Here is an 8,567-nt window from a genome sequence, read left to right on the forward strand (position 1 = left end):
TTATCCGCCTGCGCGCCACTGACCGCGAGGCGGCAGAGGCATGGCAAGGACGCATGGCAGACCTCAAGGCCTGGTTCGCAATGCTGGTTTCCGATATCGCGGAGGAAGGTATGCTCAGGCCCCACTGGCAAACCGACACAGCGGCAGATTACCTCTGGGCGGCAGCTTCGGTGCAAAGCTGGGCGCTCCTCGTGGATGATTGCGGCTGGTCCCCCGCACAGGCATCAAAAACCCTGCGCCGCACCATCGCTGACAGCCTGTTAAACGCGCGCGACTAGCGCCGCACACATCGCCCTTAAGCCGATTTCCGCTTGCCGGAACCTACAACCAAAGCTAGCGTATTTTGGTGTGTGCGGGCGTGTGAAGTGGCTGGCCCATGATGGGGGGACCATATGGCAGAGACAAACAAGGGCATTGCACCCTGCCCGGGATGCGGACAAAAGGTGCGCTTCCCGCAGGATCGCGGCTTTATCAAATTCAATTGCCCGGCCTGCGGTGCCGGTCTTGAATGGGGCACGCCGCAAGCGGGCGACACCCCCGAGGTAATGGACGCCGTCCTGCCTGCACCAGAACATCCTGCATTAGAACCAGCTGCACCGTCCCTGCAACAAATACTCCCGACAACGCCTGAAGCTTCCCCCGCACCCCCGCCCGCAACATCGCCAATGGCCCAGACGCCGCGGCTTGCCGGCCTGCTGTATCTTGCCGGCAGCCTTGCAGCCGCTTACGCGGCCTACTGGTGCGACAAGAATGCGGGTGACAACACGTTGTTGGTCTTCGGCTTCATGATCGCCCTTGCCTATACCTATTATCTGGCGTTCCGGGCCGTCCGGGTAGCAACGCGTCTTGGCGTTGGCGGCGCTATCGCGGTGCTGGTACTGCTACAGATCACACTGCCGTTTGCCGTGCCTTACCTCAAGGACATTGATCTCGGCGCACTGGTCGCCATCACTAACATTACTGACATTACTGGCCCAGACCTGGCGGGCAGTCATTTTGAAGGCGCAAGCCCTGAGAACACAACACCGTCCGAGATGGACGACCTGATGGAGGGCTGGTGACGTGCGCACGCTGATCATGCTGGTTTTTACCGTCCTCCTCGCTCTGCCCGCACAGGAAGCCGGGGCGCAAGTGCCCAAGCGCGCCTCGAAGGACTATGCCATCCGCCACCAGATGGAAAATGTGCGCGACACCCGTATCCAACCCCATTCCAGCCTTGAACTGAGCGGCAGTTTCAAGGTGTGGTACCTGCTGGGCGAACCGGTGGTGAACTGCACCGCGCGCTGGACCAATCCGGGCGTGCTACAAGTGGTGCTGGACGACGGCACGCGCATTCTTTCGCAGCCGGGTGAAGAAGAAATGTGGAACCTGTTGCTGATGGCGCAGTTTCCAAACCCCGACAAGCAAGCCCGGCGCCTGACAAACGGCGGCGGCGCGCACCTGAGCGTATTTTGCGACGCGGGTGTGGTGGCGCAAAGCGGCCGAAACGGCTTTAATGTGGCAGGCAGCCCCAACTGGGACAAGTTCATCTGCGCGACACCCAAGAAGGTCAATACCCGCGATATGTTCGACATCGACCGCGAACAGAAAGACCAGTGTGCGTCCGTGGGCGGGGACTGGCTTTCCCCGGCGGAGGCCAAGAAGGCCGCCATCGCAGGCCTCAAGATCGATGAGGTAATGGTGCTGAGCGTGGAACTGAGCGCAGGCGAGACCCTGCGCCGGGCCGAGAAGATGTTATGGCGGCAGAAATCTTTCGCTTTCAAGCAAAGCCGTGCGAGCGCGATGATGTCCCGCCTCAGCCAGAAAAACCAACCAGCAGCCATTGGTTTCGCACAAAGGCAGTATGACCTTAACAGTAAAGCCAGCAAACCCAGCCAGCAGGACCTGAAAAACTACGATGCCTTCATCAGCCAGCTTCAAACCGCGCTGGGGGAAACGGGCCCGACAAGCGAGTGGCGCGACAAACAGCAGGCGCTTGTGGCTGCGCAGCTTGAGCGCGTGGCCAAAATTGACCGCGCCTTGCGTGAGCGCGAGGCAGAGCTTGCCGCCTACCGCGCCCTACTGGCGGAACTGGCGAAAAATGCGCCCGAGGGGCCGAAAAATCCGCTTGAAAACTATATCGTGGAGGAGCATACGCTCACGCCCTTCTTCAAGCCCTATACCAACAATCATGGCCTCAAGAACAAATCGGGCCACGTGGTGGTGGAACCCAAGGAGGGGCAATACAAGCCGCTGGTGGGTAAAAGCGGCACCAAATATGACCTCTATATCGGCGATATGGACAATTTCACCAACGCCTACTGGATTACCGACAAACACGGCAACAAGCTCGGGCGGGACCTTTATCGCGGGTATCCGAGCTTTCATGAAGAGCTGGGCCTGATTTCCTTTGCCAATGGCGACGAACACAGCTCACGCGTTTACCTGACCATTTATTCCCCGGCGGAAAACAAGGTGATTTTCGATTCCGCCCAAACCCAGATCGACGGGATATACCGCAACAGCCAACGTATCAACACCCGTGACAATCAGGGCAAGTCAAACACATGGTCACGCGATTATGGTATGAGAATATATACTAAGCCCGTGGACGGCAGACAGCTCATCTATGGCTATACCCGCGGCCTGTACCCCTATAAAGCCGAACGTGAATGCACCGCCAAAACCGAGGAAGGCGAGGTGGAAGGCGTGATGCCCGCCTTCATGTATGACCTTGAGGCCCGCCGCCTGTTGCCGGTGGCGGAACATCTGTGCGTGCCCAACCCGATGGCAACCTGGCATAAATAGCGAGCGGCAAAAGATTCCGCGTTAACCATATTTCATGCATTATAGGTGGGCACTTTTTGCCGCACTAGGCAAAAAAGTCGTAGCCCGCAAGCGCCTCCCCGCAGTACACCAATATGGTGCCATGCCCGGACTCCTGCCAAATAGTTAAAATTTTAACAGAAATTAACTATTGGCCCGCTTCATGCATTGCCTCCGGTGGCGCATAATGCGCTTCGCCTGAACAGAAGGTCAGGCTTGGGGAATTAACCGGAGCATCAGAACGATGTTTTCAGTCAATACAAACGGCGGCGCTTTCGCCGCATTGCAGAACCTGAACGCCACGGGCCGTGTGCTTGAGACAACTCAGTCTCGCATCAACACCGGCCTTAAGGTGTCCTCCGCGCGCGACGACGCTGCGGTATTTTCCATTGCACAAACCATGCGCGGTGACGTTGCGGGTTTCCGTGCTGTCAATGGCTCGCTTGACCGTGCAAATTCCGAACTGGATGTCGCCATTGCGGGCGCTGAGGCCATATCGGACCTGCTGATCCAGATGAAGGAAAAGGCTGTCGCCGCCAAGGATGACGGCCTTGACGATGCCAGCCGTTCCGCGCTCAACAATGACTATCAGGAACTCTTGTCGCAGATCACCTCTATCTCGGAGAACGCAACCTTCAACGGCAAAAACCTGCTGACGGGCGATACTCTATCCGCCATAACCGACAGCACGGGCTCAGTCGGTGGCACGATTACCGCAAGCGGCAATACCCTCACCACCTCGTCGCTGGGGGTTGCAGATACGTCCATCGCGCCGGGCGGCGAGCCATATACGTTCACGCAAACCAGTGCCAGCATCACAAGCTTCTCTTTCAAGACCTTTATTCAAGGCAACACCGGCTACACCGCCAGGTTTAACGAGATCTTTGAGCTTGAAGGCTGGTTGGCACCGGGCGGAGACGTGGTCACCGACATCATCGACGCAGGCACGGCACCAGAGGACGTCAGCACTGACCTGCTGGCATGGTTTAACGCTGGTGACACAGGGTGGACCATCCAGAACTCAGTTGTCACAGGCACCGTCAACGAGACTGGCGAATTCGCCATCCTGGGCGGTGACTATCTCGACTCCGGTGCCGACGGCGGCGACGCTGGCGCGGCTGTTACCGCAATTGAGACTGCTATCAGCAGCGTGAACGATGTGCTGTCGAATCTGGGGTCCACCGCAAGCCGGCTGGAAATCCAGCAGCAGTTTGCGGGCAGGCTTTCCGACAGCCTTGATGTCGGCATCGGTAACCTTGTGGATGCAGACCTCGCCAAGGAAAGCGCGCGGCTTCAGGCACAGCAGACAAAACAACAGCTTGGGCTTCAGGCCCTTGGCATTGCGAACCAGGCGCCGCAAAGCGTGCTGTCGCTATTCAGGTAAGGTGAGTTCAGGAAAGATAAAAAAGTAACAACCGAACGCCGGACAGAATGTCTGGTATGAAATTGGGGAGACATCAGAAAGATGTTTTCGGTTAACACAAATAGCGGCGCTTTCGCCGCACTGCAAAACTTGAATGCCACAGGCCGTGCGCTTGAGACAACACAGTCGCGCATTAACACCGGCCTTAAGGTATCGTCCGCGCGCGATGACGCCGCGATTTATTCCATTGCACAAAATATGCGCGGTGACGTTGCGGGTTTCCGTGCTGTCAATGGTTCGCTTGACCGTGCAAATTCTGAACTGGATGTCGCCATTGCGGGCGCTGAGGCTATCTCGGACCTGCTGATTCAGATGAAGGAAAAGGCTGTCGCCGCCAAGGATGACGGCCTTGACGATGCCAGCCGTTCCGCGCTCAACAATGACTATCAGGAACTCTTGTCGCAGATCACCTCCATTTCGGAGAACGCAACCTTCAACGGCAAAAACCTGCTGACGGGCGACACTCTATCCGCCATAACCGACAGCACGGGATCAGTCGGCGGAACGATTACCGCAAGCGGCAATACGCTCACCACCTCGTCGCTGGGGGTTGCAGATACGTCCATCGCGCCGGGCGGCGAGCCATATACCCTGTCCGGTCTCAGTGGCCCGATCGCCAACATGAACTTCGGCACATGGTTGGACGGCAACACCGGCGCGAACACCAACTTTACGCAGGCGTTTCAACGCGAGGGGTGGATTTCCGGAGGCCAGACCGCACGGAACATTGTCGACGGCGTCAACACGCCAAGCGATATTCACCCAGACCTTGTGGAATGGTTCAGCGATGATACGAGCTGGACAATCCAAAGCCCCTTCATCCGCATCGGAACCGTCGTGGAAACCGGCGGCTACGCCATTCAGGGCGGCAGTTTTGTCGCGAACGGCGATGGGGGCGGCGACGCTGGTGCGGCGGTAGACGCTGTTGAAGCTGCCATCAGCAGCGTGAACGATGTGCTGTCGAATCTGGGGTCCACCGCAAACCGACTGGAAATTCAGCAGCAGTTCGCCGGCAAACTTTCCGACAGCCTTGATGTCGGCATCGGTAACCTTGTGGACGCCGACATGGCCAAGGAAAGCGCGCGCCTGCAGGCACAGCAGACCAAACAACAGCTTGGGCTTCAGGCCCTTGGCATTGCGAACCAGGCGCCGCAAAGCGTGCTGTCGCTGTTCAGGTAGAATAAGTTACGGGATTAAAAGACCGGGAGGTCGAGACATCAGGAGAGTTTATTTCGGTAAGGGACCAGCGCAAAAAGCGCGGCCTTATCTCTCTCTGAAGGGGCGTAGCCGGTGGCTGCGCCCCTTTCATGTGGGGCTTATGGTTACGGTGTCTTTACCAAGCCACATAACCGCAGAAATGTTTCTGGTCCGCGCTTTTGGCCCGGTAAACGAGCCGCTGGCCACGTCCGCCATTTTGGGGCCGCAGGATTTGCGTCACCATGAACAAAAGCCGCTTGCCCACACGCCCGGTCATGCTGTCCAGCTTTATGGTATATTCGCTCACCGGCTTGGTCGGACTTTTCGGGGTGAACGTACCGGTCCATGACTGTCCCTTGGCGTCATACCGCATGGTGACCATTTCCGTCGTGGTATCAATGGTGCAGTCGGTCGCGTCGTCCAGCGATTGCAGATACCTTTTGTAATTGGTCATTGTCGGCTCAGCACAAAACGCGATCGCCGGTGCGCTTTGGCTGCGGATCACCTGTTCCTCAAGGTCATTCAGCTTTTTCTGTACCTTCAAAACCTTGATGTGACGTTCGATATCCTTCACCTCGGGCGTGGTACACATGGGATGGTCCTGCCAGTCGGCCGCTGTACGGCTGGCAAACATACGCAGCAGCATGTCATTGACCCGGCTGTCACTTTTCCGGGCATTGACCCGGGTGATGAAGAATGCACAAGACATATCGAAATCCTGCCCGACATAATTACATGATGCCGACAGTGACGCTGGATAGGAGCTACCCTGAAGAACAAGCTCATGAATGGTGGGCGGGTCAGCCCGCTTTGCGACAGGCGCCTGAGCCGAAACTGTCGTGGCCACCGCGAAAAGTGCCACAAACCCCATAAAAAAATGCATTATCAACCACCCCTGTTTACCCAAACACCATCATTACCCACTTTTACGACAAAAGTCATAGCCCATTCAGATCACACATGCCACTTTAAGTGCTGCCTACCCGCCGTGGCTGTCACATTTGCAACGCGATCAGCGCCGCAAGCCAGAGGAGCGCACCCTCATAACGCCGTTTGAAGGTCCAGCGCGACAGCGCCAGCCCCGTGCTGCGCCGAACCTTGGCCCACGGGACGCGGCCACCGGGTTCGCCGTCCTGATGCCAGGCCGCATAAAAGGCAATTTTCCGATCTTCGCGGTCAGGCAACAACTGCAACAGGTCGAGGGTGGGCTGCATTTGATCGATCTCCCCCGCGCTGAGGCGCACCTGCCGCCGGGCCTGATAGCTGGTCATCCCCGGCGCAGCGTATGTTCCGCCGTCGGCCGCAATCTCAGGCCACATGCTGCCGCGGAGCTGCAGGAAACCACGTTCCCGGTCAGGCAGGCGACGCAGGGTCCAACTTGCACGGACGAGCCGCGTATCGAGCAGGCCCGCCAGCGCCTGCTTGTCAGGCTTGCCCTGCTTACCGGCCCGGGCATCGATCATCATGGTGCGCGCCACATCCCGCAGGGCGCGCCGCGCGCTGGTCAACTGGTCATGGCTTTCATTGGGTGCTTTGGCTGTCATCATGCTTTCTGCTCTCGTCCTGTGTAAAAATACCGTTGATGAACTTTATGCGCGGCGCCAGCGCCACGGGGCGGCATACTCGTCCATCACCTCCTCAGGGATACGGGCGTTGAGGCTGTGGCGCGGGTTCGGCCCGAGGCTGGTGGCTTCAAAATGCGGATTTTCCCGGCTGATAGCCCAGTTTTGGCTTAGATAGTCACCCCTGAACCGGCTAGTGGCGTCGCCCAGAAACAACCGCCAGTCATCAACGCTTTGTGCATTGAAAGGGCGCTTTTTCGGCTTGGGTGGATGGGTTATGGCGTGGACCGCACCCGCCGCAACTGCCCCCAGTCGTCTGTCCCTCGCCTCCAGCACCGCTGCGGTGTAATAGGCCAAGCTGGCGGGCTGGCGGCCCGTGCGTGTTTGCTCGCGCGTGGCGATCCGCATCAGCGTTGGCACCATATCGGCGTCCACGCTTGCCCCTGCCGCCTGCCATTGGCGCACAACATTGATATCAATATCCTTTTCCGCAAGACAGGCCGCAGCGGCAAGCGTCGCCAGCGGCATATCGCTGCTGGCTTCTGCTGGTTTTGGATTCTGGATTCTGGTTTTGGTTGGCAGCGTTTCGCCACCCCCTTTGCTTGCGCCGAGGTCACACCCCGCAGCGCCCTTTACAGCATAAGGGTCGCACTGCGGCTGTCGGCCGGAACCGGAACCAGAGCCAGAACCAGATTGAGGGCCAGATTCTGGGCCAGATTGAGGGCCAGTTTCAGGACAATCGCCCCCTAAGGTATTTTTTCCTTTTGCGGCCCGGGCCCGGCCACCTTTTGCGCCGTTGGCCCGGTTTTTTGCCACACGGGCTTCCACGCCCCTGTATACCTCAGTCAGTTTTTTCTGCCGCCACAGCCCATCTGCCACCGTGAAGAATTCCGCCAGTGTCGGCCTGAGCTTTCGCCAACGCAGTTTTGTCACCCCTACGGTGCGCGCCAGCGTTTGGTCACAGTCTTTCAGCGCGCAGCCTCGGGTGCGCCACGCACACATCAGCAACAACAGGTAAGCGCCGTGTTCTTCCGCGGTCAGGTGCCGGGTGTCCGCGAGATAAGCGTCGGTGAAAAGCGGTAACGCAGGAAATTCAGCCAAGGCGCGCTCCTTCCACTGTCATGGGAAGAGCGGTCCGGACCGTTACTTTCTCTTGCCACACTACGCCCGCACATCGCCGGGGGCAGTTGCGGCCAACAATATTGTTTGACACGTTCATGGATATATGATTACGTTAATCGTAATTGAATGCAAGTTAAATTACGCAAAATGTAATTTCAGTGATTTATTTGCCACGATATGCAGGAAGCAACATGCCAAAACAGGACTGGATGCGAGCTGCCCTTAAGGAAAAGGGCTATAAACTCAAGGATGTCGCCACGGCGCTTGGTGTCCCGCCCCCGCGCATCACTGATATCTTGACCGGTAAGCGCGGTGTACAATCCGACGAGGTTGAAAGGCTGGCCGACATACTGGGCCTGTCCCCACGCTCGTTATTGCGCAGCCTTGAAGACGGCAAGTTGACCATTGTACCCGGCGACGAAGGCGCGCCGCGTGTGCCGGTTGTGGGTGTCCTGAAG

The 8,567-nt window shown here is 58.1% G+C and carries 8 protein-coding genes and 1 pseudogene; 6 read left to right on the forward strand and 3 right to left on the reverse strand.

Annotation, left to right across the window (positions count from 1 at the left end; all coding sequences use genetic code 11):
- The 5 genes and pseudogenes from ACN0VM_RS17585 to ACN0VM_RS17605 all read left to right on the forward strand — a co-directional run.
- Positions 1 to 278 (forward strand): annotated as a pseudogene (locus ACN0VM_RS17585) (hypothetical protein); the annotation flags it as partial.
- A 114-nt stretch (positions 279 to 392) separates the two neighbouring features.
- On the forward strand, positions 393 to 1,061 hold the full coding sequence (locus ACN0VM_RS17590; protein WP_417452202.1) for a hypothetical protein: 669 nt from the start codon (positions 393 to 395) through the stop codon (positions 1,059 to 1,061).
- A gap of 1 nt (position 1,062) precedes the next feature.
- Positions 1,063 to 2,787: a hypothetical protein gene (locus tag ACN0VM_RS17595; RefSeq protein WP_417452203.1), complete on the forward strand. Its 1,725-nt coding sequence runs from the start codon at positions 1,063 to 1,065 to the stop codon at positions 2,785 to 2,787.
- Positions 2,788 to 3,049: 262 nt separating this feature from the next.
- The gene (locus ACN0VM_RS17600) at positions 3,050 to 4,189 is read left to right on the forward strand and encodes a flagellin (RefSeq protein ID WP_417452204.1); all 1,140 of its coding nucleotides are present in this window, start codon (positions 3,050 to 3,052) and stop codon (positions 4,187 to 4,189) included.
- An 81-nt stretch (positions 4,190 to 4,270) separates the two neighbouring features.
- Complete coding sequence (locus tag ACN0VM_RS17605) at positions 4,271 to 5,407, forward strand: flagellin (protein ID WP_417452205.1); 1,137 nt, start codon at positions 4,271 to 4,273, stop codon at positions 5,405 to 5,407.
- A gap of 154 nt (positions 5,408 to 5,561) precedes the next feature.
- Here ACN0VM_RS17605 and ACN0VM_RS17610 read toward each other — a convergent pair whose 3' ends face one another.
- The 3 genes from ACN0VM_RS17610 to ACN0VM_RS17620 form a co-directional block, all read right to left on the reverse strand.
- Entirely contained in the window at positions 5,562 to 6,308 is a 747-nt protein-coding gene (locus tag ACN0VM_RS17610) for a hypothetical protein (protein WP_417452206.1), read from the reverse strand.
- Positions 6,309 to 6,420: 112 nt separating this feature from the next.
- Positions 6,421 to 6,972 carry a hypothetical protein gene (locus ACN0VM_RS17615; protein ID WP_417452207.1) on the reverse strand — a complete coding sequence of 184 codons (552 nt, stop codon included), beginning with the start codon at positions 6,970 to 6,972 and terminating at the stop codon, positions 6,421 to 6,423.
- A gap of 42 nt (positions 6,973 to 7,014) precedes the next feature.
- Positions 7,015 to 8,088: a YdaU family protein gene (locus ACN0VM_RS17620; RefSeq protein WP_417452208.1), complete on the reverse strand. Its 1,074-nt coding sequence runs from the start codon at positions 8,086 to 8,088 to the stop codon at positions 7,015 to 7,017.
- A 212-nt stretch (positions 8,089 to 8,300) separates the two neighbouring features.
- On the opposite strand from ACN0VM_RS17620, the gene ACN0VM_RS17625 reads away from it, so the two are divergent.
- A partial coding sequence (locus tag ACN0VM_RS17625; RefSeq protein ID WP_417452209.1) for a helix-turn-helix transcriptional regulator occupies positions 8,301 to 8,567 on the forward strand: 267 nt, incomplete at its 3' end.

The sequence above is a fragment of the Kordiimonas sp. genome (assembly GCF_048260245.1).
Taxonomy (GTDB): domain Bacteria; phylum Pseudomonadota; class Alphaproteobacteria; order Sphingomonadales; family Kordiimonadaceae; genus Kordiimonas.